Raw genomic sequence first — 22416 nt, 5'->3', positions numbered from 1 at the left:
AACCACGGGCCATTGCGCGACTAAAGCGCATCACCCCCAATCTTTGGAGACACACCCCATGGCATCAGCATTCATCGGCATTCTCGGCGGCAGTGGCTTGTATCAGATGAACGGGCTGAAAGATGTTCAAGAGCGCGCCATCGACACGCCTTACGGCTCACCGTCTGACCTGATCGTGACGGGCCGATTGGCCGGTGTGCCGGTGGCGTTTTTGGCAAGGCATGGCCGTGGTCACCGTTTACTTCCGTCCGAAGTGCCATTCCGAGCCAATATTCACGCGCTCAAGCAACTGGGCGTGCGCTACCTCGTTTCCGTATCTGCGGTGGGCTCTTTGTGTGAAGCGATGCGACCGCTCGATGTCGTACTGCCAGATCAGTTCATCGACTTCACGCGCCGTCGGGACAGCACGTTTTTCGGGCAGGGGGTCGTGGCCCATGTTTCGATGGCACAACCGGTATGCCCGGCCTTGGCCGATCTACTGGCGAAGGCTGCTCGCGATCTCATTGCGGGAACAGACCGGGCGCTGCATGAACGGGCCACTTATGTCTGCATCGAGGGACCGCAGTTTTCCAGCCAAGCCGAATCCAGGATGTATCAGCAACTGGGCGCCCACCTCATCGGCATGACCAATATGCCTGAAGCCAAACTGGCTCGTGAAGCCGAAATCGCCTATGCCACCATGGCCATGGTCACTGATTACGACTGCTGGCACCCACGCGAGGCGCATGTCAGCGCCGATCAAGCCATCGCCAATCTGATGCAAAACGCCGAACTCGGCCAGCGCATCCTGGCTGAAGTCATCCCGATGATTGCCCGAGAGTCACCGCGCTCCATTGCCCATACGGCGCTCGATAGTGCTCTGGTCACCCGACCCGAGAGCATGGCTGACCCCGTGCGGCAGCGCATGCGTGCCATTTTGGGATCACGCATCTGAAATGCAAACAATACCTCTTCATCGCTCCAGCAGCTCCCGCTTTGCTTGCGACGGGTGTATATCAGAAGATCAGGAATCGAAGCCGCAAGCCCAAAAATGGGAGCGGCATAACGACGGGCGGAATAGAGGCTCACTGATTAACTGATCATTGAGCCGGAACAGGAGATCAGCATGCGTGCCTCTGTTAGCGACCGAAACAATTTAATCATGGCGGCACAGACTGGAGACGCAGCCGCCCTTTCCCGTTTGCTGGCAGTGTGCCAAGCTGATGCGCGCCGCTATGCGTACAAGCACTGCCATGCGAGCGACGTTGATGATGCCGTTCAAGAATCGCTACTCATCATTTCTCGCAAGGTCAGCGGGCTAAAAGCGGCGGCGGCCTTTTCATCGTGGCTGTTCACGATCATCAAGCATGAATGCCGCAAGCTCGCGCGAATGATGTTCAAGCACGAGCCACTGCCTGATGAAGTAGCCGAGGAGCTGTTGCTTCATCGCCCCGACGATGAATTGAGAATCGACCTTGCCCATGCTCTGGAGTCGTTGCCTGCCCACTACCTCGAAGTGGTACTTCTGCGCGACTTCGAGGAGTTGACCATTGCCGAGATTGCCGCCAAGCTGGGTGAGCAACCTGGGGCGGTCAAGAGTCGTCTGCACCGCGCTCGCGAACTGGTGCGCGAATACATGCTTGGTTTAGAGCCATCCTCCGGTCACCGCGCCCCGACGAAGTAAAGGGTTTTAGGCTACTCCCGCGTGGGAAGAGTCCGCATTGATAAGCCGCAGAAGCCCAGAGCACATGCGACATGCGATGCCCTCTGCGTGCGATTCCACTGGCATGGCGGTATGCCTTATCGAATTGGTACTGATCGCCTTCCTCGGGCTGTCTAACCACAACCAGCCTTCGCCTGCGCTTGACGGCGAATCTCGCGCTCGCTTGCCAAGCGTTGGGGGGCGACCAGCGATCGAGGACTTTTTTTCGCTGCCCGCGAACCGTTTTGCGTGACGGGCACCTCCTAGGAAATGAGGCTGGCAGTTGCCGGCCCACTACCCGCAGCTCACCCGGCTGCTTCTTTCCTTTCAGGAGATTGCAATGTCAAACCGTATGTTGTCCGCCGCCGTCGCCACGGCGTTCGTCGCAGCCTTCGCTGCTCCCGCATTTTCTCAGGGCATGAGCCAGGCCGACATGCAGAAAAAGATGCAGGAGAACCAAGCCAAGAGCATGGAGATGATGAAGACCGGCAAGTTCGACAAGTGCTACGGCGTCGCCCTCAAGGGGCAGAACGACTGCTTCGCTGGCGCCGGCACGAGCTGCGCGGGCACCAGCACCACCGACTACCAGGGCAACGCCTGGAAGCTGGTCGCCAAGGGCACCTGCACCACGATCTCGACGCCCAACGGTCACGGCAGCCTCACCGCCAAGTCCTGACGCCAGCGTTCACCTTGGTGGGCGGTGGCCTGTCGCCCCGCCCATCAGCTTGCGATAACGAGGACCAACATGGGCATTCACCAAACCGGGCACGCCGCCGAGCGGGAAATCCCTGCGCGAGCTGGTGTCAGCCTCAAGCCCGATCACTACCGCACGATCATCGAATCGTGGCCGGATATGGGCTTCTTTGAAGTCCATGCGGAAAACTACATGGGCGCCGGTGGTCCGCCCCATCGCTACCTGACCGCCATCCGCGAACACTATCCCCTGTCGTTGCACGGCGTGGGCCTGTCCATCGGGGCCGACAGACCGCTCGACCAGGCGCATTTGCAACGCCTAAAGGCACTGGCCGAGCGGTACGAACCCGGCCTGGTGTCGGAGCACCTTGCATGGTCTTCGCACGGCACCAGCTACCTCGATGATCTGTTGCCGGTGCCCTACACCGACGAGACGCTGAACCGCATCTGCCAGCACATTGACGAGGTGCAAACGGCCCTGAGCCGGCAAATGCTGCTGGAGAACCCCGCGACCTATATCTGGTTCAAGGAGAGCACCTGGCGCGAGACGGATTTCATCCGTGAGATCGCCCGCAGAACCGGATGCGGTCTGCTGCTGGATGTGAACAACGTCCATGTGGCGAGCACGAATCAGCAATGGGACGCGCGCACCTATATCAACGACTTCCCCCTTGACCATGTGCAGCAAGTCCACCTGGCCGGCCACTCCCGCCAGACGGACGAGAAGGGACGCCCCTTGTTGATCGACTCACACGACCAAAGAGTGGATGAGCGGGTGTGGAACCTCTTTAGGCAGGTCATCCAACGCATCGGGTCAGTCCCTACGCTGATCGAGTGGGATTCCAACATTCCCGCATGGCCCGAACTGCAAGCGGAAGCCGTGATGGCCGATGTGCTGATGGGCATGTCCAACGTACAGGAGCGACGTCATGGCACGCTTGGCTGAACGCCTGGAGGAATTTGCCTCGGCGCTGCTCGACCCGGAACGCGCGGTGCCCGAGGGGCTGGTCGGCCCCGACAGCGAGCCGAGCGCACGGCGCTTTGCCGTCTATCGGAACAATGTGTTCGTTGGCCTGACGGACGCGCTGCGCGCAGGCTTTCCCTGTGTCGTCAAGCTGGTGGGCGACGAATTCTTCGCGGCGATGGCCCGCGTCTTCGCGGCCGCCACGCCGCCGGGCTCGCCGGTGCTGCTGCACTATGGAGTCGAGTTCCCGGACTTCATCGCGTCCTTTCCGCCGACGGAATCCTTGCCTTATCTCGCCGACGTGGCCCGCATCGAGCGCGCCGCGACCGAGGCTTACCACGAGCGCGAAGCAGAGCCGTTGGCACCCAGCGCGCTCACCAGCGTATCGCCAGACCAGGCACCCGTGCTGCGGTTTCGGCTTCACCCTTCCGTGCGCCTGGTGCGCTCGCCATTCCCAGCCTTCACGATCTGGCGGATGAACGCCCCCGATGGCACGCCAGCACCCATTGATCTCTCCGAAGCGCAGGACACGATGGTGCTGCGCCCCGACGCCGAGGTGGATGTGCGCCAGGTGCTCCCCGCGAGTCATGACTTCGTGGTCGCGCTCGGCCAGGGCCTGACGCTATCGCAGGCGATGGAAACAGCCCTCGCCACCGACGGCGGTTTCGACCTGTCGGAGAACTTGCGGGAATTAATCCAGATGGGCGCTTTTGTCGGCTTCGAGTTGGAAGCCAGGGAGAACGATCATGAGTAACTTCCAAGTGCCGAAGGGTTGGCCCGGAATACTTGGCGCGGCGAACTGCGCATTGCACTGGCTAACAAAGATCGCCGGCATGGCGGCGCCGCTGTTCCTTCGCGTAGCACTGGCCTTGCCCTTCTTCAAGTCGGGCCTCACCAAATGGGACGGCTTCCTGTCGCTGGCGCCGACGGCGAGCTTTCTTTTTGAAGAGGAATTCAAGCTACACATCCTGGGGAAGGTCTATGACCTGCCTGCGCCTGACGTGCTCGCCTTCGCCAGTGGATCGGCCGAGATCATCTTTCCGATCCTGCTGATTTTCGGACTTGGTACGCGCTTGAGTGCCCTGGGCTTGCTCGGCATGACGGCGGTGATCCAACTCATCGTGCCGGACGGGTGGGCGAACTTTCATCTGCCTTGGGCGACGATGGCGATTGCCTTGATCGCCATCGGGCCGGGACAACTATCGCTCGACCATTGGATTCGCGGATTCTTGAAGCGCCAACAGGCTTCGGCCTGACAAGGAGGTCTGCATGCTTGCATTGCGCGCCACATCCCTCGTGATGGCATGTTGTTTTGCTTCGGCGGCGGGAGCCGCCGATGGGCTGATCGCGGTACAAAGCCCTTACAGCGTCAAGGAGACCATCGAGCGCTTCGAGACTGCCGCCAAGTCTCGGGGCATCAACGTCTTCTTGCGCCTCGATCACGCGCAGGGTGCCAAGAAGGTCGGCAAGGATTTGCGGCCGACCGAACTTCTGGTGTTCGGCAATCCCCAGGGCGGAACCCCCTTGATGGAATGCGCGCAGACTGCCGGTATCGACCTACCCCTGAAGGCGCTGGCCTGGCAGGACGCGGCCGGGCAAGTTTGGCTGGCCTACAACGATCCGAAGTATCTCGCGTCGCGCCACGGCGCCGACAACTGCGGTCCCGTCACCGAAAATATGTCGAAGGCGTTGGGTGGCATGACACAGGAGGCGATTCGGAAATAAGCGCGCTCGTCCGTCTTGGCCTCACCGTCAGGGTAGTGAAGAGCCTGTTTGCTCCGCCTGCGCCATACTGGGGGCAGCATGTTCAGAGACAAGGCCCCAATGTCTACAGGGCCTGCGGATCGGCAATCGAGGGCGGCACTGACGAACGCTGCGATCACGCCGTAGTGTCAGCAGCCGCCTATATGCCAGTTCAATCGCCATGCAGCGCATCAATCAACGGGCAGGACACATGGCCCTCATGCGCACAGCATTCGCTCACCAATTTTGACAGCGCCTGCTCCATCCGCATAAGGTCGTTCAGGCGGGTGCGAACATCGGCCAGCCGCAGTGCCGCCAGTTCGGCTGCTTCATTGCAATGGGTGCCGTCCTCCAGCTTCAGCAACTCCCCGATTTCATCGAGGCTGAATCCCAGCCGCTGCGCCGCCTTCACGAACTTCACCCGCGCCACGTCGGCGCTGCAGTAGCGTCGAATGCTGCCGTAGGGCCGTTCCGGCGTGGGCAGCAGCCCTTTGTGCTGATAGAAGCGGATCGTCTCCACGTTGACCCCGGCTGCCTTGGCGAAGGTGCCGATGGTCAGGCTTTCCAAGGTGTTTTCCATTCCGCTTGACTCCGTAGTTGACTACGGCAGTAACGTTACTCCAACGAGCAAATCCTCGAAAGGAGAATCTGATGTCGGAATCGCAAGACGGGCGCGGCGCTCTCGCCGCCGGCGGACTCGCAGCCATCCTCGCTTCGACCTGCTGCCTGGGGCCACTGGTTTTGGTCGCTCTGGGCTTCAGCGGTGCCTGGATCGGCAACTTGACCGCACTGGAACCGTATCGCCCGATCTTCATCGGCGCGGCGCTGGTGGCGTTGTTCTTCGCCTGGCGGCACATCTACCGGCCGGCAACTGCCTGCAAGCCGGGCGAGGTGTGTGCGATCCCGCAGGTTCGCACCACCTACAAGCTGATTTTCTGGATCGTGGCCGCGCTCGTTCTGATCGCGCTCGGATTTCCCTACGTGTTGCCTTTCTTCTATTGATCAGGAGTACACCATGAAAAAACTGCTTGCATCCCTTGCGCTCGTCGCCGTCACCGTTCCAGTGTTGGCCGCTACCCAGACCGTCACGCTTGCCGTGCCGGGCATGACCTGCGCCGCTTGCCCGATCACCGTCAAGAAGGCGCTCTCCAAGGTCGAGGGCGTCAGCCAAGTCGATGTGACCTTCGAGAAGCGCGAAGCGGTCGTCACCTTCAATGATGCCAAGGCCAACGTCCAGAAGCTGACCCAAGCCACCGAAGACGCGGGCTATCCGTCCAGCGTCAAACGCTAAACCGGGAGCGATGCCATGAAACCGATTGCGCGTATCGCCGACAAAGCGGGGGCATTGGGCACCCTCGTCTCCGCGATGGGCTGCGCAATGTGCTTTCCGGCACTCGCCAGCCTAGGCGCGGCCATCGGGCTGGGTTTTCTCCAGCAATATGAAGGCTTGTTCATTTCCAGGCTGTTGCCGTTGTTTGCTGCATTGGCGCTTGCGGCCAACGCGCTCGGTTGGCTACGCCACCGGCAATGGCACCGGAGTCTGCTGGGTATGGTCGGTCCCGCCATCGTTATCGTGGGCGCGGTCTGGCTGCTTGGCACCGCTTGGATGCGGCCCCTGGTCTATACGGGGATCGCCTTGATGGCCGTCGTTTCGATCTGGGATTTGGTATTCCAGGCCAACCGCCGCTGCGGTACCGACGGCTGCGAACTGCCCGCGAAACACGGCTGACTGGCTTGCGCCACAACGAATTGAAAGGAATGACTTCATGACACAGTTGAAGATCACCGGCATGACTTGCGACTCCTGCGCGGTCCACGTCAAGGAAGCACTGGAAAACGTGCCTGGCGTGCAATCGGCCGAAGTGTCCTACACCAAGGGCAGCGCCCAGCTCGCAATCGCGGCCGGCGCTTCACCCGATGCCCTGATCGCGGCTGTCGCCGGACTCGGCTACCGCGCGGCGCTGGCCGATGCGTCGAACGCGCTTCCCAAAGGCGGACTGCTCGACCGCATGCGCGATTGGGCCGACGGCGGCGACAAGGCCAGCCACGACGGCGGCCTGCATATTGTCGTCATCGGCAGCGGTGGGGCCGCGATGGCGGCGGCGCTGAAGGCCGTCGAACGCGGCGCACGGGTGACTCTAATCGAGCGCGGCACCATCGGCGGCACCTGCGTCAATGTCGGCTGCGTGCCCTCGAAGATCATGATCCGCGCCGCCCACATCGCCCACCTGCGCCGCGAAAGCCCGTTCGATGGGGGCATCCAGGCGACTCCACCAGCGATCCTGCGCGAACGGCTGCTGGCCCAGCAGCAGGCGCGCGTCGATGAGTTGCGCCATGCCAAGTACGAAATCATCCTGGACGGCAACCCAGCCATCATGCGGCTAGCGGGCGAAGCCCGCTTCAAGGACGGCCGCAGCCTCACCGTGCGGCTGAACGAGGGCGGCGAGCGCGTGGTTTCGTTCGACCGCTGCCTGATCGCCACCGGCGCGAGCGCGGAGGTGCCGCCGATCCCAGGCCTCAAGGACACGCCCTACTGGACTTCAACCGAGGCGCTGGTGAGCGACACGATTCCCGCACGCCTAGCTGTGATCGGCTCATCGGCAGTGGCTGTTGAGCTGGCGCAAGCCTTAGCTCGGCTTGGGGCCAAGGTCACGGTCCTGGCGCGCAGGACGCTGTTCTTTCGCGAAGACCCGGCCATCGGCGAAGCCGTAACGGTGGCGTTTCGCTCGGAGGGCATCGAAGTGCTGGAACATACGCAAGCCAGCCAGGTCGCGCACGTGGACGGCGAGTTTGTGTTGACCACCAACCATGGCGAACTGCGTGCCGACCGGCTGCTGGTGGCGACGGGTCGCGCACCTAATACGCGCAGCCTCAACCTCGAAGCCGCCCGGGTGGCGGTGAACAAGCAAGGGGCCATCGAGATCGACTCCGGCATGCGCACCAGCGCCCCGGACATCTACGCCGGCGGCGACTGCACCGTCCAGCCGCAGTTCGTCTACGTCGCGGCGGCGGCCGGTACCCGCGCCGCGATCAACATGACCGGCGGCGATGCGTCACTGGATCTGACTGCCATGCCAGCGGTGGTGTTCACCGACCCACAGGTCTCTACCGTGGGCTTGAGCGAGCAGGAGGCGCACCACGCCGGCATCGAGACCAACAGCCGCACGCTCACCCTCGACAACGTGCCGCGCGCGCTCGCCAACTTCGATACGCGCGGCTTCATCAAGCTGGTGATCGAGGAAGGCAGCCACCGTTTGATCGGCGTGCAGGCGGTGGCCCCAGAAGCGGGCGAGTTGATTCAGGTAGCGGCGCTGGCGATCCGCGCGCGCATGACGGTGCAGGAACTGGCCGACCAGTTGTTCCCGTATCTGACGATGGTCGAGGGCCTGAAGCTCGCCGCGCAGACCTTCAGCAAGGACGTGAAGCAGCTATCGTGCTGCGCTGGATAGCAAAAGCTAAGAAGGTTGCGCCCCCTCAGGACGGTGAAAGGCGCACCCTTCTCAGCCTGCCCCATACAAGGAACAGCATGGTCAGAGTTAAGGTGCCAATGCCCACGGAGGCCGCGAATCGGTAATCGACGGCTGGGATGATAAACGGCAGCAGGCCCACGGCGAGCGCCGGCGGCACGTGCAGATCGAATAATCGCAAGATTAGGATGCCGCATGCCGTGCTGGCGATCACCGCCAGCGGCGCATCCCCGAACGTCGTGACTAGTGCACCCCCGATCAGCACACTCAAAGTACACGCGACCGGCAGCCTGATCGGCTTCTTTGCCCAGGGGCAAACGTCCGCGTGGGCAAACATCTCGAAGGCAATCACGATCAGCGGCGGGAACAGGATCAGCCGCCAGCCTGTGACTTCGGCTAGGGTTGCCGTGCCGACCAGAACCACCAGAAAGAACGGGAGCCACGAATATGGCTGGGGCAATCGGTGACTTCAAGACGCGGATGATGAGCATCGCGGCAGCGGTCGCCAGCAGAATCGGCACCATCCCGCCGCCCATATTTCGCACGAGGATTGTGCCCACCAATCCGGTGAGAAGCGGTGTGAGAACGAGCATCCCCGGCGTTTTGGCCCAGGTGCCGTGCGGTCGCTTGATGACGTCGTGGGTCAGAGCGCCCAGTCCGGGAGAAAGAATGTAGTGAACATGCATGGCCACCGCGATCCACGCGATCACGCCCATGTAGAGCGCGGTCAGCGACTCGCCAAAGAATCCCTACGGCGGCGGCGACCACCGGACGCCGAACAATCTCATGTCTTCTACTCACAACATCCTCCGGCAACCCCTTCCTGATTGGATGGACACCTGCTGGTGCCGTAAGAGCAGAACACGCAGCAGTCGCCCGGCTTCGGTTTTAACAATTCATGGCACACCGGGCACTCGTAGAAGAACTGGCACGAATCAACAGGCATAACTTCCGTTTTTTTGAAACCGCATTTCGGGCAAGTGATGGTTGACTCCAAAGTGGGCACTGCATTCATTTCGTCACCGCCGGCAGAGCGTAGGACGCAAAGGCTGGTTCCATAGGGGTGTCGAACAGGTGGTTGGTGTAGTTCGAGAGCGTCTTGATGGCGATGGCGAGCACCACTTGCAATGCATGCGGCTCGCTGTAGCCTGCGCCGGTGAAACTCTGCAAACTGGCCTGGGACGGATTGCCCCGCGATTCCACCATTTCGTTGACGAAGTCAGCCAGGGCGCGCAGCTTCGGGTCATCAATCGCCGTGCCCTCACGGATCGCCTGGAGCGCCTGCGGCGGCACCTTCGATACCTTCTCGGCGATCATGCTGTGAGCGGCCATGCAGTAGTGGCAGCCGTTTTCCCGGCTGATGACCAGCAGCACGACTTCCTGCTCGGCCGGCGTGAAGCCGGATTCCTTGCGGAACCAGTCATACCCATGGAGGTAGGTCGAGAGCGCGCCAGGGGCGTGGGCCATTTCTCCATACATGTTGGGAACAAATCCCTGCTTCCTGCGCGTGTTGCTCAGGAACTCGCGGCTCCTTTCAGGGGCGGTGTCTTCGGTAAGAAGAGGCAGTGTCAGCTTGGCGTTCATGGAGTGCTCCTAAGTGGAAATATTCCGGCTTCCAGATTGGGTTTGATGATGGCGAAGTTGGGCGAGACGTCGAAGTCGCGCGGGGCGAAAAGGCTGTGGTGCCGCACATGAAGAATCTCGGCCACACAGCCGGGGCACATCGGGTCCTGCGACGGCACGGTCTCGATCAGCGGCAGGATCGGATAGCGAATCGACTGGAAAGCTTGGGCGATCAGCGTCGAGCAGATGGCGCGGGTGGGGTCGCCGCTGCCCAGGCCGAGCATGCGACGGCGCCAACGCACCGGCACCGGCGGCGTGGGCAACAGATATCGGGCCAGGTCGATCACGTTCTTCAAGTCGTACTGATGGCCCAGCCGAGCCACCGCCGTGCCGACCAGGGTGTCAATCTCGGCAGCGGTCAGGCCCACGGGCCGGCACACTCGGGTATGCAGATCGGCGAACTCGGCCACGCTGACCAGACGCACGCCTTCGCGTAGATCGGCTTCAAGAAAGCAACGGGGCCGCCCTTCGGCATCGGTCGGCCTGCCGGCCGTGCCGACAAACAGTGCCGCGTGCGACCAGGTGGATTGGGTCAGGTACTTGATGGCCACGCTGACCCGGCTCTGACCTTCGACCAGCAGCACGTCGCCGGGCTGCAGGCACGCCATGAGAAGGTCTGGATCGGTCGGCGGGGCTACGCTATGCACATGGTGGGGCCGACTGAGGTAGCGGCTCAGTCCTTCTCCACAGCGGCGCGCGATGCTGTCCAAGATGTTTCCCACGGCGTCACCCTGTCGAAACGAAGGTGAAATTCGGGCGCGGCATGGCTCAGAACCTCGTCGTCAGTTGTGTGAGCCAGGCCGGTGAATGTTCCACAAGCCATGCTTCCATCGGCTTGTCGGCGCCTGTCAGGATCAGGGCGGCCAGGGCAAGCATGATCGCGCCCAACAGGACTTTCCCGGCCTTGCCGGCGTGCAGGAGCTTGGATCGCGTGCGGCCGATCGCGCTGCGCGACACATAGGCCAGTGCAACCAGGGGCAATGCCGCGCCGATACCGAACACCGCCATCATCGAGCCTGCTTGCGCCAGGTTCGTACCCTGGCTGGCCAGAACGATGGCCGCGCCAAGCGTCGGCCCCACGCAGGGACTCCAGACCAGCCCCAGCACCAGGCCCACCACGAACTGCCCCGTCAGCCCGTCCAGTTGGACACGCGCAAGCAGGTCGTTCCCGGCATTGCCGATGCCGGCCGTCAGCGACGCAAACAGCTGCTGGAGGGCGCTGGACATGAGCACCACCCCTAGCAGTCCCAGGACGGCCGCGCCCACGCCCCGGAAGATCGTTGTGTCGATGCCGAGCGAGGCGCCTGCCCAGGCCAGCGCCGTGCCGACAATGGCATAGGACAGAGCGAGGCCGCCCGCCAGGGCCAACGGCGCGTGCCGATGGGCGTTGACCGCCGAGCCAATCAGGATCGGTACGATGGGCAGGACGCAAGGCGACAGCGTGGAAAGCACCCCCGCGAGCAGTCCGAGGCCGTAGGAACCGAGGCCGAGCGTCATCAGCGCGTGGTCTTCTGAATCAGGCCCTCGATGCCGGCCTCGGTGGTGTCGCCCACGGAACGAGCCACTTCCTGGGTGCCTTTGAAGCCTACCAGCGTACTTTGCATGCTGACCTTGAAGGCCCGGACGGTGCTCTTTTCGCTGTCGAAGTCCACGGTCAGCAAGGTCACGTCCTTGTAGGCGGGCTGCTTCATTAGGGTTTCCAAGATCGGCTTCTGCGCCTTGCAGGTCGGGCACCACGTCGCGCTGACGTCCACTACCACGGGCTGGCCAGCCTGCGTCAGACGGTCGAACTCGGCTTGGCTGAACGGTTTGATCTCCCCGGCGCTGGCGATGCTGGCGAACGTGGCAAGAGCGAGAAAGGCGGCGGTCATACGTAGTTTCATGGGCGTATTCCTGAATAAGGGGAGAACCGCCCAAGGCGACGGCGCGCAGGGGCGAACTTGGCCGCCAAGAACGGTGGCTGTTCATTTAGAGGCTGGGAGTCGTTAAAGCGGTTCGCAACCGAACGGAAATATCTGCACGGCGGCGCTACTCCACCCGTCCGCGTTTTCATGAAGCCCGACTTTTTGAGCCTGCCGCGAACCGTTTTGGCGGCCGCGCCCCTCTTATTGGCGGGAAGAGGCAGAACGCTCGTCTAGGGCGGGCAACCTCGCCATCCTCCAGTTATTCCCATCGCACCGTTCTCTGGTGACAGGAGCGCATCATGTATTGCAGCACTTCCGTCACAGCGCAGTTGGTTCGCGGCGTTTTGGCCCTGGCATCTATGGCAGGTGGCATCGTGCTAACCCCTCACTTCTGGCCGGCAATGGGGCTGTTCGGCTTGGCCATCTACTTCATGCGGGGTTGTCCAGCCTGCTGGCTTGTGGGGTTGATGGAGGCGATTCGGGTTCGCAACAAGCGCAAACGGCAGCATGGACGGCCATGTTTCTTGCCCGGGGAACGAGTTCGATGAGCATCACTTCACGCTCGCTGATCTTCTAGCTACAACCCTGTAAAATGGCAGTTGGGTGTTAGCTGCATGTCGCAGCGGGACAGGTTCATGCGTCGGTCGGGCCGCCACGCGGAGTTTTGACGACCATGAATCGCCACACCACGCGGCAGGATCTACCGCGCGCCCAACTTCTGGCCGAGCGCGCTTTCGCCACCCTCGAACGTTTCCTGCACATAGAAGCCGCTAGCGGCATCGCGCTCTTGATAGCCGCCGCCGTGGCGCTGATCTGGGCCAATTCTCCGTTTGCCCCCGGCTATCACGCGCTCTGGCATCTGCCGGTGTCACTTGGCATCGGCAGCCTCACTGTCTCCCAGTCGCTGCACTTCGTGATCAACGACGGCCTGATGACCATTTTCTTCCTGGTCGTGGGCATGGAAATCCGCCGCGAAATCCATGAAGGTGCCTTGAGCAATCTGCGTCAGGCCAGCCTGCCCATCATGGCGGCGCTGGGCGGCGTGGCCGTGCCCGCGCTGATCTATGTGGCCTTGAATACCGACCCATCTCGCTTGCAGGGTTGGGCCGTGCCCACGGCCACCGACATCGCCTTCGCCGTGGGCGTGCTCGCCCTGCTGGGCCGGAGCATTCCGGGCAACGTGCGCGTCTTTCTACTGGCGCTGGCGATCATCGACGACATCATCGCGGTGCTCATCATCGCGCTGTTCTATTCGGGCGGCCTGGACCTGTCGGGATTTCTCGTCGCCGCGATGGGCATCCTCGTGGTGCTGGGATTTCAGCGCATGGGCGTAGGCTCGGCCTTCGCCTACGTGCTGCCTGGCGCCATCGTCTGGACCGGCCTGTTGATGACCGGGGCGCATCCAACATTGGCAGGCGTCGTTCTCGGTATGCTCACGCCGGTGCTGTCGCGGCCCACGCGTGAACACCCGCTGGACATGGTGGCGTACGCGGCGCAGAAGCTGCGCAACCACGATGACGCCAACGATACGCACCACCTTGCCATGCCGCTCAAGCAATTGCGGCTGGCCCAGCGCGAGCTGCTGCCCCCTGTGGTGCGCGTACAAACGGCGCTGCACCCTTGGGTGGCGTTCGGAATCATGCCCCTGTTCGCACTGGCCAACGCAGGCGTGAGCATGGACGGCATTGACCTGTCCGCCGCAGGCCCGCAGTGGGTGATGGCCGGCGTCGGCCTGGCACTGGTGCTGGGCAAGCCGTTGGGCGTGGTCGGCGTGAGCTGGCTGATGGTCCGCTTGGGCTGGTGCCGGTTGCCGCCCGGCGTGTCGTGGAGCGGAATTGTCCTGATCGGCCTGCTGGCGGGCGTGGGCTTCACCATGTCGATCTTCATTTCCATGCTCGCGTTCGACAATGAAACCCTGCTGGGCGCGGCCAAGTTGGGCGTGCTGGCGGGGTCGTTGCTGGCAGCCTTGCTGGGGTTGGCTTGGGGCGCGATGTATCGGCGCACCACAAAAGCCGCGTGAGGATCGTGCACGGCACGAAGCAAGGATGGAAGCCAAGCCCGTTTTTGCTTTCATCAGGCGAAATGCTTTAAAATCACCGACTTTGCATTCATCCGCAGTCAATTGGAGTTTTTGCCGGTGTAAGTCTCATTCTCGCTGCGAGCCAGCTTCTCTCCCATTTCTTTCTTGCTCGCACGAGGCTGCGCGTCCGTTTGACTGCGTCTTGCCGCCCTTTTTTGCGTAGGGGCGGCTTTCTATTCCGGGTTCGGAAAGACGCTTTCGCGCCTGTGTCCGTTCCAGCCCGTGGCTGAGTCTTCTCTCGGAATAGAACAATGATCAAATCCTTTCGCCAGGACTGGCTGTCCAACGTCCGCAACGATCTGCTTGCAGGCATCGTCGTCGCGCTGGCATTGATTCCCGAAGCCATCGCTTTTTCCATCATCGCGGGCGTCGATCCCAAGGTCGGCCTCTACGCCTCCTTCAGCATTGCCACGATCATCGCCTTTGCCGGCGGGCGGCCGGGCATGATCTCGGCCGCCACCGGCGCCATGGCACTGCTCATAGTCACGCTGGTCAAGGAGCACGGCCTGCAATACCTGCTGGCCGCCACCGTGCTGACCGGCGTGCTCCAGATCGTCGCGGGCTGGCTCAAGCTCGGTGCGCTGATGCGCTTCGTCTCGCGCTCGGTCATCACCGGCTTCGTCAATGCGCTGGCCATCCTGATCTTCATGGCCCAGTTGCCCGAACTGACCAATGTGACATGGCATGTCTATGCCATGACGGCGGCGGGCTTGGGCATCATCTACCTGTTTCCCTACATCACCAAGGCCGTGCCGTCCCCATTGGTAGCCATCGTGGTGCTGACCGCCGTGGCGATCTTCCTTGGCCTGGACATCCGCACCGTGGGCGACATGGGCCAGTTGCCTGACAGCCTGCCGGTGTTCCTGCTGCCCGATGTGCCGCTGAACCTGGAGACGCTCAAGATCATTTTCCCGGTGTCGGCCACCCTGGCAGTGGTGGGCCTGCTGGAATCCATGATGACGGCCTCCATCGTCGATGACCTGACCGATACGAACAGCAACAAGAACCGCGAATGCGTGGGCCAGGGCGTGGCGAACATCGCGACTGGCTTTCTCGGCGGCATGGCAGGCTGCGCCATGATCGGCCAGTCGGTCATCAACGTGAAATCGGGCGGCCGGGGTCGGTTGTCCACGCTCGCTGCTGGCGTGTTCCTGCTGCTGATGGTGGTGTTCATCGGTGACTGGGTGGCGCGCATCCCGATGGCCGCGCTGGTCGCGGTGATGATCATGGTGTCAATCGGCACTTTCAACTGGGCCTCGATCCGAAATCTGCGAGAGCACCCCAAGAGTTCCAGTGTGGTGATGCTGGCCACTGTCGCCATGACGGTGGGCACCCACGACCTGGCTAAGGGCGTGCTGGTCGGCGTGCTGCTGTCTGGCTTCTTCTTCGCCCACAAGGTGGGGCGGATCTTCCATGCGTCCTCGCGCACGGAGGACGAAGGCCGCATGCGCACCTACACCATCACCGGCCAGGTGTTCTTCGCGTCGGCCGAGCGTTTCGTCAACACGTTCGATTACAAAGAGGTCATCGACAAGGTATGCATCGACGTCAGCCGTGCCCACTTCTGGGACATCACTGCCGTCAGTGCGCTGGACAAGGTGGTCATCAAGTTCCGGCGCGAAGGTACTGAAGTGGAGGTGATCGGCCTGAACGAGGCCAGCGCCACGATGGTGGACAAGTTTGCTGTCCACGACAAGGACGGCGCTGCCGACATGCTTGCGGGCCATTGAAAGGAGAACGAATCATGAAGAACGAGAACAAGGTGCTGGCCTGCGTCGATCAATCCAGGTATGCGGACTATGTGGCTGACTGCGCGGCATGGGCGGCACACCGTATGAATGCGCCCCTGGAGTTTTTGCATGTCATCGACAGCCACCCAGAGCGAGGAATGGGCGATGACCGCAGCGGTGCGATCGGTATCGACGCCCAGGAAAGTCTGCTGGCCAAACTGTCAGCAGAGGATGAAACCCGCGCCAAGAGCGCACGGGAACAAGGCCGCTTGTTCCTAAATCGGCTGCGTGAGCGGGCGATGGCCATCGGGGCCACCGATGTCGATGTGCGCCAGCGTCACGGCGATTTGGAAGAAACTGTCGTAGAGCAGGCGAAGGGCGTACGACTACTGGTACTGGGCCGGCGCGGCGCCGACGCGGCCACATCGCAGCGTAGTGAATTGGGGCACCATGTGGAGCACATGGTTCGCGCGCTGAATCGGCCTATCCTGACCGTGACCGAAGATTTCAAGGCACCCCAGCGAGTGATGATCGCTTTTGACGGCGGTGTCGTCACGCGGCGCGGAGTTGAAATGGTGGCGGGCAGTCCATTGTTTCGCGGCTTGCCCATTCTGTTGCTGATGTCAGGCACGCAACGCAAAGATGCATCCAAGTCACTGGAGTGGGCCAGGGGCGCCTTGGAGGTGGCGGGCTTCGAGGTGACGTCTTCTATGACGCCAGGTGAGGCGCAGGAAGTCATTGTTCGGACAATACAAGAGCAGGCCATTGATATGTTGATCATGGGGGCATTCGGGCATTCGCCACTGCGCAGTTTGGTGGTTGGCAGCAAGACAACCGAGCTTTTAAAAGCCTCAACAATTCCCACCTTATTGCTGAGATAGCACGGAACGCCAAATACGATGAATGCTGTGAGTGTGAAAGGCATTAAATCAACCCGCCGTTCCACCATTGGCTTAAAGCCAGCAATTACATAGTGAACGTCGGATGACCACGAGCCAGTAAGTATCCCCCGGCAAAGCCGGGGGCTTTAGTTTTGTGAGCTGCTCAAAGCGGCTTGGGCGGGGTCGCTAACGCGGCCCCTCTGTATGGGCCACCCTGCGGTGGCCTGCCTACCTCAGCAACTGCAACTGCTCCAATCGCCGATCTTCTGCCTCTTGGTTGCGGATGTACGCCCGGATCACCTGTTCGTCCCGGCCTACGGTCGAGACGAAATATCCCCGCGCCCAAAAACTCTGCCCAACAAAGCTGCGCTTGCGCTCTCCATACACTCGCGCCAGGTGGATAGCGCTCTTGCCCTTGATGTAACCCACCACCTGCGACACCGCATACTTCGGCGGAATCCGCAGCATCATGTGCACATGATCCGGCATTAAATGGCCTTCCTCGACCCGGCTCTCCTTCTGTTCCGCCAGCCGACGGAACACTTCTCCCAGGTACTTCCGAAGCTCCACGTACAAGGTGCGGCGTCGACACTTCGGTATGAACACCACGTGGTACAGGCACTCCCATTGCGTGTGGTTTAAGCTCTCGTAGTCGTCCATCGGTGGATTCTCCTCTCGTGTGCTTGGCGGCTCACGAGTTGGAGTTTCCCCCGATGGACCCCTGTAAACGTCAAACTTCTACTGCCTCCCCGGCAGAGCCGGGGGAACTCTCTGGTTGGTTTAGCGGATGTTGGAGTGTGAGTGTTTGACGGGTCGCGGTTGCGACGTTCATTCCAACTGCTGAAATGTTCTTTGGGCTCAAGCAGGATAGGGGAGGATTTTCACTTCTTTCGCCGCGCATTCCGAATGCGATGCGCCATGGAACCTGAATAGGATTGAGGAGAACTGCTCATGGAATTGCGGCACCTTCGCTGTTTTGTTGCATTAGCCGAAGAATTGCACTTCACACGCGCTGCAGAGCGATTACACATTGAACAGCCACCACTGTCCCGCACCATCAAGGAACTTGAAGACGAACTGGGAACATTGCTTTTTGATCGTGATCGGCGAGGAACGCGTCTGACTCCAGCGGGCACTGTGTTCTTGCAGGATGTTCGAAGGCTTTTCACTGTTCTGGATCAGGCCAGAGAAAACGTCAAAGCTGTCGCGGCGGGCCTCAATGGTAGTCTGCGGATTGCTATATCAGACGGCACCGTAGACCAGCGCCTGTCTGCGTTCCTCGCGGACTGCCGAGAGGAAGAGCCAGAGATTGAAATACGGCTTTCTGAGGTTCCATTGGCTGAACAGATACGCGGACTGCGGTCTGGCGATTTCACTATTGGATTTGCACATACAGCTGATGTCGAGAATGATATTGTTGCCGACCCCATCTGGCGAGACCCCTTGGTAATTGCTGTTCCGGCCAGGCACGAGTTGCTTGCCCACAAGGAGGTTCCACTTCAGGAGATCGGGGATCACCCCCTGGTCTTGTGTGACCCTCGGGTGTGTGAAGGTTACTGCCGCGAGCTATCAAGGTTGCTGCGACCACTGGAGAGAGAACCAAATATCGTCGGACACGCATCCTCGTTGGACATGATGCTCACACTGGTCGGGGCTGGATACGGTCTCGGCTTCACCACAGCCGCCAGACTTGCGGTCAGCCGGCGCGCCGATGTCGTTGCTCGTCCTTTGGCCGTAGATTCGGCCGTGATTACCACCTACCTACTCCGGCCTCGAAGAGACACGCCGTGCCCTCCGTTGGAGCGCTTCATTGCTCGCCTGCGTTCGCAGGTGGACGGATAGAAGCCCTTTCCGATGGGGCGTCAGCCTGCATCGGCATGCAGATTGCGTTCCGTTGCAGTCATCAGTTCGGTGCCGCTCATTTTGAGCGCTGCGGCAACTTTCAAGATTACGGCCAGCGAGGGCAAGTGTTCCCCTCGCTCGATCTTGCCCATATGTGAACGCTCAATCCCGGCCCGCGCGGCCAACTCCTCCTGCGCAATACCCTGATCCACACGAAACGTACGCACGGCCTTGCCGAAAGCCAGGGCTGGCTCGGCCTCAAATCTGGTTGCACCCGGAGGACGCCCTCGTTGAACAGTACGCTTCTGCATTAGCAGAAGCGTCGATCAGGCACAAAAATTTAACCACGTTAAATTTAACTCATGAGTATCATGTCGCGTTGTCTTCGCAATCGACACTCTCCGTGGGGACTTTTATGCACGATGCCACCAGTCCGCCCCCCCGTATCAGACTTGCCGTAGCACCGGGCGTACCGTCATCACACCTTTCGGCGCTTCTCGCGCGACAGCGCGCGGAAGAGCCAGACGTCACCCTCTCGTTCTTCGAGGTTGCAGGGGACGTCCTGCTTGATGGGCTTCTTGAAGGCCGCTACGACGTCGGAATGTCGCTTCAGGGGGATCGCGACCCGGCTCTCAAAACGCAGCTCTTGTGGACGGAGACCATGGCCGTCGCCATTCCGCCTCGGTCCCGCTTGGTCGACCAGGCGAAGCTCACCATCGCCGATCTCCAGGACTATCCCGTCTATCGCTGGCAGGCAGAGGCCTGTCCGCTTCTGAATGAGAGGCTGGCCTCCCTCATGCCAGCAGACCAGGAGAGCATCCGGCGGGTGGTTTCTTTCGAGATGCTGGCGCTATGGGTTGCAGCGGGCTACGGCATCGGGGTATCTGCGCGATCGCGCATCGAGCGTGCCCATGGATGGGGAATCACCATGCGACCGCTCGCCGACGGCCCCTATGAAATCGTGACCTACCTGCAGCGGCCCCACGCGCAAGCCGAACCCGTTGCGGAGCGGTTCGAGCGCAGAGCGATGCAAGTCACCGGGACTGGCGCCACGTAGTGGCGCCCCTACGGCCGGGGTCATGGCCCCCGGCTATAGGTCGAAATGGGGTTAGGCCCCCTCAAGCACTACTGCGCTATCTACCAGCCGACGGACGCTCAGCCGCACATCTTCGGGGATGGGCCGCATGGCAATGGCCTCGGGCGCATCCTCATGGCGCTGGTAGCCGCCCATGATGACCCGGATGATCGCGGGCACGTTGGTCGGCGTGACCGCATCGATGGCCGCACGATCCCCCAGGTCGGGGTGTGGCTGGGTCAGCATGCGGTACAGGTCCCACGAATCTGCGTGCGGGCACTGGTTCATGAGCACCTGGGCCAGCTTGTGCTTGAGCGGCACCAGTTGCCAGTCGGGAACCCGCTGCCCCCGGTTGCCCAGGCTGATGGACAGCAGCTTGCCTGCTTTCAGCTCGCGGTTGATCTGGTCCTTGGACTTCCCGGCCAGCTTGCCGAACAACGGGACGGGCAGATTGTTCGGCGACTCGTAGATGGCCAGCATCTCCTCACGCTCGCGCTGGATGGCGGACACTTCCGGCTCCGGGGCATGCACCGGAGCCGGCGGCACCTGCGACAGCCGCTGGAACGTGATTCCGCCGCTGTTCGGGGTCACGACGATGGGCGTGGCCACCACGGGTGGCACGCCGGTGACAGCGGGCTCGGCCGCCGTGGGGGCCGCACCCAGCGCTTCCTCCACTTCCGCCATCGCCGGCACCCCGTCGATGCGGATGGTCAGGTGCGCGCTCGCGGCTTCCACTTCACCCTGTTCGAGCAGGTCGAGACGGTCTGCCCAGTCCTGCATCATGCGGCGCCGCGGCTCCACGTACTTGGCGTGGTTGTAGGCCGAGCTGACCTTGTTCGGGTCGGAGTGCGAAAGCTGCGCGTCCACCCAAATCTTCGGATAGCCGATCTCGTTGAGCGCCGTCGAGATGGTGCCGCGGATGCCGTGGCCGGTCAGGCGCCCCTCGTAGCCCATGAGCTGCAAGGCCTTGTTGAGGGTGTTCTCGCTGATGCGCTTCTTGAGATCGCTGGTATGAGCCAGCAGGTACTTCTGCGCCGGTCGCATCACGCCAAGTAGATAGCGCACGACCTCGATGGCCTGCAAGGACAGCGGCACGATGTAGGGCGGCACGTCTTGCGGACGTTTGCCAGCCTTGCGCATCTCATCTTGAAGCTGCTTGACGATTTGCGGCGGAATAATCCACAAACCCCGGGCGAGGTCGAACTGCTCCGGTTCCGCCAACCGCAACTCGCCGGTGCGCACCCCGGTCAAGAACAGCAGCCGCACGCCAAGCTGGGTCTGCCAGCCGCGGGGAGTGTAGAGCCGGAGCTTCTGAAGGAACTCGGGCATATCGGGCAGGTGCAGGTAGGGGTTGTGGGTCACCGGAGGCTTGGGTTCCGCCACCACGTCCAGGTCGGCAGCCGGGTTGACCTCCAACCCCTCGGCAACGACCAAGGCATAGCGAAACATCTGATTGAACCAGGTGCGGACCTTCTCGGCGGTGGTGAATGCCTTGCGTTTCTCGATCACCGCCAGAACCCCCAGGAGCTGGGGGCGGCGAATGTCGTAGATCGACATTTTCCCCAAGGCGGGCAGCACGTCCTTGTTGAAGATGCGCAGGATCTGCGACAGCGTGCTCTGGCGGCCTTCCTTGAGTTCCTTTCGGCGATGCTCGACCCAAGCATCGAAAACGTTCTTGAAGGTGTATTCGCCTGCCAGTTTGGCCGCGTGCCGGCGCTGGTCACGTTCGATTTGGGGATCGATCCCCTTGGCGAGCAGGGCTTGGGCCTTGTCCCGCTCGGTGCGGGCCTCGCGCAGGCTGAGGGCGGGATAGCCGCCCAGGGACATGCGCTTCTGCTTGCCCAGCCAGTAGTAGCGGAACATCCACGACTTGCCGCCTGCGGCAGAGACCATCAGGCTCAGGCAGTCGTTGTCAGAGAGGGTATAGCGTTTGCCGGTAGTCCTTGCCTGGCGGACGGTCAGATCAGAGAGTGCCATTTCGAGGCTCCTAAGTTATGACTTAGGCCCTATGCTCGTCATGGTTCCCGCTCAGCCCCAGCAACTATCCGGTAGCCGACCCACCCGCATTCTTGTGCCTCAATTGGCGCCTCAAAAATGCTGGCTGTGAGTGGATTTCCGTGGCACTCGCTGGAATGAAAAAAGGAGCCGAAGCTCCTTTTTTCAACGACTTACAGACGCCAGTGGAAGTCTGTAGATCATATATTGGAGCGGGAGACGAGTCTCGAACTCGCGACCTCAACCTTGGCAAGGTTGCGCTCTACCAACTGAGCTACTCCCGCATTTTTTACTGCACTACCGACTTGTGACCAGCATTACTGGAGGCGCAAGCCGGAATCGAACCGACCTAGACGGATTTGCAATCCGCTGCATAACCACTCTGCCATTGCGCCGTGGTCGATTAAAAAGGGAAGCCTAGGCTTCCCTTAGGAATCTGGAGCGGGAGACGAGTCTCGAACTCGCGACCTCAACCTTGGCAAGGTTGCGCTCTACCAACTGAGCTACTCCCGCATTTTGCTGTGCAGATTGAATCTGTTTTCAGCGATTTACTTATTAGCTTTTGCTTATTAAGTAAAGAAAGCTAGTTTAGAGTGGCTATCTTTGTTTGTCAAGAGTTTTTGATATTTTGCTTATGCTTTTTATCGCTTACGCTTTTTATCTGCACTGCCTAACAAACTAGCCTGCCTATAAACTGCTTTTTGCTGCGAAACCAACGCTGCGCTAAGCAAGAACGTA

At 61.3% G+C, this 22416-nt stretch carries 27 protein-coding genes and 3 tRNA genes; 16 read left to right on the top strand and 14 right to left on the bottom strand.

What is annotated here, in order from left to right; genetic code table 11:
* The first annotated feature begins 58 nt into the window (after positions 1-58).
* The 7 genes from mtnP to OKX01_RS13505 all read left to right on the top strand — a co-directional run bounded on the left by mtnP (position 59) and on the right by OKX01_RS13505 (position 5063).
* The gene (gene mtnP, locus OKX01_RS13535; RefSeq protein ID WP_264671872.1) at positions 59-934 is read left to right on the top strand and encodes an S-methyl-5'-thioadenosine phosphorylase; all 876 of its coding nucleotides are present in this window, start codon (positions 59-61) and stop codon (positions 932-934) included.
* A gap of 171 nt (positions 935-1105) precedes the next feature.
* Positions 1106-1663, top strand: coding sequence for an RNA polymerase sigma factor (locus tag OKX01_RS13530; RefSeq protein WP_264671871.1), 558 nt, complete (start codon positions 1106-1108; stop codon positions 1661-1663).
* A gap of 463 nt (positions 1664-2126) precedes the next feature.
* Entirely contained in the window at positions 2127-2357 is a 231-nt protein-coding gene (locus OKX01_RS13525) for a DUF2282 domain-containing protein (protein ID WP_223865769.1), read from the top strand.
* A gap of 69 nt (positions 2358-2426) precedes the next feature.
* A complete protein-coding gene (locus OKX01_RS13520; RefSeq protein WP_264671870.1) occupies positions 2427-3320 on the top strand; it encodes a DUF692 domain-containing protein in 894 nt (297 codons plus the stop codon).
* Entirely contained in the window at positions 3304-4092 is a 789-nt protein-coding gene (locus OKX01_RS13515; protein ID WP_264671869.1) for a DUF2063 domain-containing protein, read from the top strand. The genes OKX01_RS13520 and OKX01_RS13515 overlap by 17 nt, the downstream gene beginning before the upstream one ends.
* Positions 4085-4594, top strand: coding sequence for a DoxX family protein (locus OKX01_RS13510; RefSeq protein ID WP_264671868.1), 510 nt, complete (start codon positions 4085-4087; stop codon positions 4592-4594). The genes OKX01_RS13515 and OKX01_RS13510 overlap by 8 nt, the downstream gene beginning before the upstream one ends.
* Positions 4595-4607: 13 nt before the next feature.
* A complete protein-coding gene (locus OKX01_RS13505; protein WP_264671867.1) occupies positions 4608-5063 on the top strand; it encodes a DUF302 domain-containing protein in 456 nt (151 codons plus the stop codon).
* A gap of 190 nt (positions 5064-5253) precedes the next feature.
* Here OKX01_RS13505 and merR read toward each other — a convergent pair whose 3' ends face one another.
* A complete protein-coding gene (gene merR, locus OKX01_RS13500; RefSeq protein ID WP_264671866.1) occupies positions 5254-5661 on the bottom strand; it encodes an Hg(II)-responsive transcriptional regulator in 408 nt (135 codons plus the stop codon).
* Positions 5662-5732: 71 nt separating this feature from the next.
* On the opposite strand from merR, the gene merT reads away from it, so the two are divergent.
* Genes merT through merA form a run of 4 tightly spaced genes read left to right on the top strand, consistent with a single transcriptional unit; the run spans position 5733 to position 8530 of the window.
* Positions 5733-6083, top strand: a complete 351-nt coding sequence (gene merT, locus OKX01_RS13495) for a mercuric ion transporter MerT (protein WP_264671865.1) — start codon at positions 5733-5735, stop codon at positions 6081-6083.
* A gap of 13 nt (positions 6084-6096) precedes the next feature.
* Positions 6097-6372: a mercury resistance system periplasmic binding protein MerP gene (merP, locus tag OKX01_RS13490; protein WP_264671864.1), complete on the top strand. Its 276-nt coding sequence runs from the start codon at positions 6097-6099 to the stop codon at positions 6370-6372.
* A gap of 15 nt (positions 6373-6387) precedes the next feature.
* The gene (gene merC, locus OKX01_RS13485; RefSeq protein ID WP_264671863.1) at positions 6388-6810 is read left to right on the top strand and encodes an organomercurial transporter MerC; all 423 of its coding nucleotides are present in this window, start codon (positions 6388-6390) and stop codon (positions 6808-6810) included.
* A 37-nt stretch (positions 6811-6847) separates the two neighbouring features.
* Positions 6848-8530 carry a mercury(II) reductase gene (merA, locus tag OKX01_RS13480; protein ID WP_264671862.1) on the top strand — a complete coding sequence of 561 codons (1683 nt, stop codon included), beginning with the start codon at positions 6848-6850 and terminating at the stop codon, positions 8528-8530.
* Positions 8531-8555: 25 nt separating this feature from the next.
* Here merA and OKX01_RS13475 read toward each other — a convergent pair whose 3' ends face one another.
* From OKX01_RS13475 to OKX01_RS13445, 7 genes are read right to left on the bottom strand one after another with little or no spacing between them, the layout of a single operon-like run.
* On the bottom strand, positions 8556-9008 hold the full coding sequence (locus OKX01_RS13475) for an HPP family protein (RefSeq protein WP_264671861.1): 453 nt from the start codon (positions 9006-9008) through the stop codon (positions 8556-8558).
* On the bottom strand, positions 8945-9349 hold the full coding sequence (locus OKX01_RS13470; RefSeq protein WP_264671860.1) for a hypothetical protein: 405 nt from the start codon (positions 9347-9349) through the stop codon (positions 8945-8947). Before OKX01_RS13470 ends, OKX01_RS13475 begins: the two co-directional genes overlap by 64 nt.
* Positions 9342-9563 (bottom strand): GDCCVxC domain-containing (seleno)protein, encoded by a 222-nt coding sequence (locus OKX01_RS13465; protein WP_264671859.1) that lies wholly within the window; start codon positions 9561-9563, stop codon positions 9342-9344. The genes OKX01_RS13470 and OKX01_RS13465 overlap by 8 nt, the downstream gene beginning before the upstream one ends.
* Entirely contained in the window at positions 9560-10132 is a 573-nt protein-coding gene (locus tag OKX01_RS13460) for a carboxymuconolactone decarboxylase family protein (protein WP_264671858.1), read from the bottom strand. Before OKX01_RS13460 ends, OKX01_RS13465 begins: the two co-directional genes overlap by 4 nt.
* Positions 10129-10881, bottom strand: coding sequence for a YiiX/YebB-like N1pC/P60 family cysteine hydrolase (locus OKX01_RS13455; protein WP_211505971.1), 753 nt, complete (start codon positions 10879-10881; stop codon positions 10129-10131). The genes OKX01_RS13460 and OKX01_RS13455 overlap by 4 nt, the downstream gene beginning before the upstream one ends.
* Before the next feature lie 58 nt (positions 10882-10939).
* Positions 10940-11668, bottom strand: a complete 729-nt coding sequence (locus OKX01_RS13450; RefSeq protein ID WP_034112294.1) for a cytochrome c biogenesis CcdA family protein — start codon at positions 11666-11668, stop codon at positions 10940-10942.
* Positions 11668-12054: a thioredoxin family protein gene (locus OKX01_RS13445; RefSeq protein WP_034112292.1), complete on the bottom strand. Its 387-nt coding sequence runs from the start codon at positions 12052-12054 to the stop codon at positions 11668-11670. The genes OKX01_RS13450 and OKX01_RS13445 overlap by 1 nt, the downstream gene beginning before the upstream one ends.
* A gap of 694 nt (positions 12055-12748) precedes the next feature.
* Here OKX01_RS13445 and nhaA point away from each other — a divergent pair.
* The 3 genes from nhaA to OKX01_RS13430 all read left to right on the top strand — a co-directional run bounded on the left by nhaA (position 12749) and on the right by OKX01_RS13430 (position 16766).
* Positions 12749-14095: a Na+/H+ antiporter NhaA gene (gene nhaA / locus OKX01_RS13440; RefSeq protein WP_264671857.1), complete on the top strand. Its 1347-nt coding sequence runs from the start codon at positions 12749-12751 to the stop codon at positions 14093-14095.
* A gap of 311 nt (positions 14096-14406) precedes the next feature.
* On the top strand, positions 14407-15885 hold the full coding sequence (locus tag OKX01_RS13435; protein WP_264671856.1) for a SulP family inorganic anion transporter: 1479 nt from the start codon (positions 14407-14409) through the stop codon (positions 15883-15885).
* A gap of 14 nt (positions 15886-15899) precedes the next feature.
* Positions 15900-16766: a universal stress protein gene (locus tag OKX01_RS13430; protein WP_022580562.1), complete on the top strand. Its 867-nt coding sequence runs from the start codon at positions 15900-15902 to the stop codon at positions 16764-16766.
* 228 nt (positions 16767-16994) lie between these two features.
* Here the strand turns inward: OKX01_RS13430 and tnpA are convergent, their stop codons facing one another.
* Positions 16995-17426, bottom strand: a complete 432-nt coding sequence (gene tnpA / locus OKX01_RS13425; protein ID WP_264671855.1) for an IS200/IS605 family transposase — start codon at positions 17424-17426, stop codon at positions 16995-16997.
* Positions 17427-17717: 291 nt separating this feature from the next.
* On the opposite strand from tnpA, the gene OKX01_RS13420 reads away from it, so the two are divergent.
* The gene (locus OKX01_RS13420; RefSeq protein ID WP_264671854.1) at positions 17718-18608 is read left to right on the top strand and encodes a LysR family transcriptional regulator; all 891 of its coding nucleotides are present in this window, start codon (positions 17718-17720) and stop codon (positions 18606-18608) included.
* A gap of 20 nt (positions 18609-18628) precedes the next feature.
* Here the strand turns inward: OKX01_RS13420 and OKX01_RS13415 are convergent, their stop codons facing one another.
* The gene (locus tag OKX01_RS13415; RefSeq protein WP_264671853.1) at positions 18629-18919 is read right to left on the bottom strand and encodes a helix-turn-helix domain-containing protein; all 291 of its coding nucleotides are present in this window, start codon (positions 18917-18919) and stop codon (positions 18629-18631) included.
* Positions 18920-19023: 104 nt separating this feature from the next.
* Between OKX01_RS13415 and OKX01_RS13410 the strand changes: the two genes are divergently transcribed.
* On the top strand, positions 19024-19665 hold the full coding sequence (locus tag OKX01_RS13410) for a substrate-binding domain-containing protein (protein WP_264671852.1): 642 nt from the start codon (positions 19024-19026) through the stop codon (positions 19663-19665).
* A 51-nt stretch (positions 19666-19716) separates the two neighbouring features.
* On the opposite strand, the gene OKX01_RS13405 is transcribed toward OKX01_RS13410, so the two are convergent.
* The 4 genes from OKX01_RS13405 to OKX01_RS13390 all read right to left on the bottom strand — a co-directional run bounded on the left by OKX01_RS13405 (position 19717) and on the right by OKX01_RS13390 (position 22191).
* Positions 19717-21660, bottom strand: coding sequence for a tyrosine-type recombinase/integrase (locus OKX01_RS13405; protein ID WP_264671851.1), 1944 nt, complete (start codon positions 21658-21660; stop codon positions 19717-19719).
* 226 nt (positions 21661-21886) lie between these two features.
* A tRNA-Gly gene (locus OKX01_RS13400) sits at positions 21887-21962 on the bottom strand.
* A gap of 37 nt (positions 21963-21999) precedes the next feature.
* Positions 22000-22073: transfer RNA gene (locus OKX01_RS13395), tRNA-Cys, on the bottom strand.
* 42 nt (positions 22074-22115) lie between these two features.
* A tRNA-Gly gene (locus tag OKX01_RS13390) sits at positions 22116-22191 on the bottom strand.
* Positions 22192-22416 lie beyond the last annotated feature (225 nt).

This window comes from Alcaligenes sp. SMD-FA (assembly GCF_025960365.1).
In the GTDB taxonomy this organism is placed as follows: domain Bacteria; phylum Pseudomonadota; class Gammaproteobacteria; order Burkholderiales; family Burkholderiaceae_B; genus Alcaligenes; species Alcaligenes aquatilis.
The sequence above is the reverse complement of the archived record's forward strand: the minus strand, read 5'-3'. Positions and strand labels throughout refer to the sequence as shown.

Excerpts from the sequence above, each read along its gene's own strand:
- mtnP (WP_264671872.1), top strand. The coding sequence starts at position 59 with ATGGCATCAGCATTCATCGGCATTCTCGGCGGCAGTGGCTTGTATCAG.
- OKX01_RS13530 (WP_264671871.1), top strand. The coding sequence starts at position 1,106 with ATGCGTGCCTCTGTTAGCGACCGAAACAATTTAATCATGGCGGCACAG.
- OKX01_RS13525 (WP_223865769.1), top strand. The coding sequence starts at position 2,127 with ATGCAGGAGAACCAAGCCAAGAGCATGGAGATGATGAAGACCGGCAAG.
- OKX01_RS13520 (WP_264671870.1), top strand. The coding sequence starts at position 2,427 with ATGGGCATTCACCAAACCGGGCACGCCGCCGAGCGGGAAATCCCTGCG.
- OKX01_RS13515 (WP_264671869.1), top strand. The coding sequence starts at position 3,304 with ATGGCACGCTTGGCTGAACGCCTGGAGGAATTTGCCTCGGCGCTGCTC.
- OKX01_RS13510 (WP_264671868.1), top strand. The coding sequence starts at position 4,085 with ATGAGTAACTTCCAAGTGCCGAAGGGTTGGCCCGGAATACTTGGCGCG.
- OKX01_RS13505 (WP_264671867.1), top strand. The coding sequence starts at position 4,608 with ATGCTTGCATTGCGCGCCACATCCCTCGTGATGGCATGTTGTTTTGCT.
- merR (WP_264671866.1), bottom strand. The coding sequence starts at position 5,661 with ATGGAAAACACCTTGGAAAGCCTGACCATCGGCACCTTCGCCAAGGCA.
- merT (WP_264671865.1), top strand. The coding sequence starts at position 5,733 with ATGTCGGAATCGCAAGACGGGCGCGGCGCTCTCGCCGCCGGCGGACTC.
- merP (WP_264671864.1), top strand. The coding sequence starts at position 6,097 with ATGAAAAAACTGCTTGCATCCCTTGCGCTCGTCGCCGTCACCGTTCCA.
- merC (WP_264671863.1), top strand. The coding sequence starts at position 6,388 with ATGAAACCGATTGCGCGTATCGCCGACAAAGCGGGGGCATTGGGCACC.
- merA (WP_264671862.1), top strand. The coding sequence starts at position 6,848 with ATGACACAGTTGAAGATCACCGGCATGACTTGCGACTCCTGCGCGGTC.
- OKX01_RS13465 (WP_264671859.1), bottom strand. The coding sequence starts at position 9,563 with ATGAATGCAGTGCCCACTTTGGAGTCAACCATCACTTGCCCGAAATGC.
- OKX01_RS13460 (WP_264671858.1), bottom strand. The coding sequence starts at position 10,132 with ATGAACGCCAAGCTGACACTGCCTCTTCTTACCGAAGACACCGCCCCT.
- OKX01_RS13450 (WP_034112294.1), bottom strand. The coding sequence starts at position 11,668 with ATGACGCTCGGCCTCGGTTCCTACGGCCTCGGACTGCTCGCGGGGGTG.
- OKX01_RS13445 (WP_034112292.1), bottom strand. The coding sequence starts at position 12,054 with ATGAAACTACGTATGACCGCCGCCTTTCTCGCTCTTGCCACGTTCGCC.
- nhaA (WP_264671857.1), top strand. The coding sequence starts at position 12,749 with ATGAATCGCCACACCACGCGGCAGGATCTACCGCGCGCCCAACTTCTG.
- OKX01_RS13435 (WP_264671856.1), top strand. The coding sequence starts at position 14,407 with ATGATCAAATCCTTTCGCCAGGACTGGCTGTCCAACGTCCGCAACGAT.
- OKX01_RS13430 (WP_022580562.1), top strand. The coding sequence starts at position 15,900 with ATGAAGAACGAGAACAAGGTGCTGGCCTGCGTCGATCAATCCAGGTAT.
- tnpA (WP_264671855.1), bottom strand. The coding sequence starts at position 17,426 with ATGGACGACTACGAGAGCTTAAACCACACGCAATGGGAGTGCCTGTAC.
- OKX01_RS13420 (WP_264671854.1), top strand. The coding sequence starts at position 17,718 with ATGGAATTGCGGCACCTTCGCTGTTTTGTTGCATTAGCCGAAGAATTG.
- OKX01_RS13415 (WP_264671853.1), bottom strand. The coding sequence starts at position 18,919 with ATGCAGAAGCGTACTGTTCAACGAGGGCGTCCTCCGGGTGCAACCAGA.
- OKX01_RS13410 (WP_264671852.1), top strand. The coding sequence starts at position 19,024 with ATGCACGATGCCACCAGTCCGCCCCCCCGTATCAGACTTGCCGTAGCA.
- OKX01_RS13405 (WP_264671851.1), bottom strand. The coding sequence starts at position 21,660 with ATGGCACTCTCTGATCTGACCGTCCGCCAGGCAAGGACTACCGGCAAA.